The sequence below is a fragment of the Nocardiopsis sp. NPDC006832 genome (genome assembly GCF_040635885.1).
Taxonomy (GTDB): domain Bacteria; phylum Actinomycetota; class Actinomycetes; order Streptosporangiales; family Streptosporangiaceae; genus Nocardiopsis.
The window spans coordinates 1-1,969 of record NZ_JBEYLC010000137.1; the positions used below are offsets into that span (position 1 = coordinate 1).

General features: G+C 68.5%; 3 protein-coding genes. 1 reads left to right on the top strand and 2 read right to left on the bottom strand.

The window, feature by feature from the left end; genetic code table 11:
* A partial coding sequence (locus ABZ717_RS28540; protein ID WP_358516356.1) for an SGNH/GDSL hydrolase family protein occupies positions 1-328 on the top strand: 328 nt, incomplete at its 5' end.
* Between the two features lie 40 nt (positions 329-368).
* On the opposite strand, the gene ABZ717_RS28545 is transcribed toward ABZ717_RS28540, so the two are convergent.
* Complete coding sequence (locus ABZ717_RS28545) at positions 369-989, bottom strand: TetR/AcrR family transcriptional regulator (RefSeq protein ID WP_358516359.1); 621 nt, start codon at positions 987-989, stop codon at positions 369-371.
* 224 nt (positions 990-1,213) lie between these two features.
* Positions 1,214-1,969, bottom strand: a 756-nt coding sequence (locus ABZ717_RS28550) for a glycerophosphodiester phosphodiesterase (protein WP_358516361.1), incomplete at its 5' end; no start/stop codon positions are given.

Here is a 1,969-nt window from a genome sequence, read left to right on the forward strand (position 1 = left end):
CGCGGGTCTGAACCGGCTGGCGCGGATGGGCAGGGACCACAACGTGCGGGTGTTCGTGTCGACGTTGGCGCCGTGCGCCGGATCGCCGCGTTGCACGGCCACGGTGGAGGAACAACGGAGCCGGGTCAACTCCTACCTGCGCGAACAGGCGTACGACCCGGAGTCGTCGTTCGCCGGGGTGTGGGACTTCGAAGCGGTGCTGCGCGACCCGGAGTTCCCGACGCGGATGCGGCCCGAGTACGACTCCGGTGACCACCTGCACCCCAACGACGCGGGTCTGCGCGCGATCGCCGAGTCGGTGGACCTGTACGAGTTGCTCGGGGTGTGACCCGGAGGCGGGGCACGGCCCGGGGCGGAAGCCGCACGGTTCAGCGAGGACAGCCCAGCTGGTGGTGGATGACCAGGTCGACGTAGACCTCGCTCAGGTCCCGCAGACTCAACCCGGCCTCGGGGTCGTACCAGTGCACGAGGGAGTCGAAGGTCTCCAGGACCTTGTCGGCGGCCCCGCCCGTGTCGGTCACCACGAAGCGGCCTTCGGTGACCCCGGCGACGACGATCTCCCGCACGCGTTCGCGCAGGGCGCGGTACAGCCCGGCGATCTCCCGGTATCGGGCGGGGTCGATGGCGCGCAGGGTGGGCATGAGTTCGCGGCTGAGCGCGAGGGCGGTGCGGTGCTTCCAACCACCGATGATGTGGCCGCGCACGAGGCCGGCCATGCGCTCGGTGGCGCTCGCACGCGGATCGTCGGCGGCCAGCCGGTCCTGGACGTGCTCGTGGGTGGCGTGCAGGACGACCGCGTGGATCAGGTCCAAACGCGTGGGGAAGGCACGCCGTAGGTCGGCGGCGTCGATGTCGGTCTCGACGGCGATCCGTTGGGTCAGGACGGACATGGGCATGCCGCGAGAGCCGTGTTCGTCGAACAGGCGGGCGGCGCATTCCAGGACGGGGGCCGTGGTGCGCAGTGCGTGAGGGGAGAGGTCGGCCGTCATTGCTCTGGTTATCTCAGTCGGTCGTCGTACGCCTTTAAGGGGAAGGGCGCCAAGGATATCGCCGAAGGGGTGGCGAATTGCGTGGAACGGCGAAACTCGATGAGGAATGTCGAGATCACGATACGTATGTTGTCGATGTTCTGGTTGAAGTGGTCGATGTACCTTTCGGCGTTTTCGTCAGGGGTGGACGGACCCCTCCCTCCACCCCTGACACGTGCGGATCGTCAGGGAACCCGATTCGCGCCGGCCACCCCGGGGGCAACGGGGGGAAGGGCACCGGAATCGGCTTCCACGGGTATCGGAGGCGCCTGCGCCCGGCCGGTGGTCAACGACACCAGGTCGTCGACGCGTTCGGTGGCCAGTGCGTCCACTCCCATTCCGATGAGTCGTGCCATCTCCGGGAATTCGTTCACGGTCCAGGCGACCACCCGGTGACCGGAACGGTGTATCTCACCGATCGTTTCCCGGTCCAACAGGGTGTAGTGAGTGCCCAGGAAAGTGGGACACAGTGAACGCACCAGGTCCTGCGGTGGGGCCCCCGGCCGATCCCAGGCCAGCATCAGCCGCGCGCCCGGGCTGCGCTCGCGCAGCGCCCGGAGCACCTCCACCGGTCCGGTGAACAGGGCCTGATCGACGAAACCGTGTTCGCGCAACACCTTGTCGGCGGCCAGGGCCGTCTCGGGTGTGAGCGCGTCGATCATCAGCGGGGAGGCCTCCCGGCCGCAGAACTCGGCCAGGACCTCCATCAGTGTCGGGACACGCCGCTCCACGTCCTCGCGAGCGGCGGCGAGCTCGGCCAGGGTCAGTTCACCCACCTGGCGAGTCTGGGAACCCGGGACGGTCACGACACGTTCGTCCACCAGGACGGGATATCCGTCCGCGGTCAGGTGGACGTCGATCTTGACCAGGTCGACCCCGCCGCGCAAGGCTGAACGTAGGGCCGGCAGCGTGTTACCCGGGTAGCGTGCGGTGTCTCCGCG

Bases quoted from the DNA above. Each gene is read 5' to 3' on its own strand.
- ABZ717_RS28545 (WP_358516359.1), bottom strand. From the start codon at position 989: ATGACGGCCGACCTCTCCCCTCACGCACTGCGCACCACGGCCCCCGTC.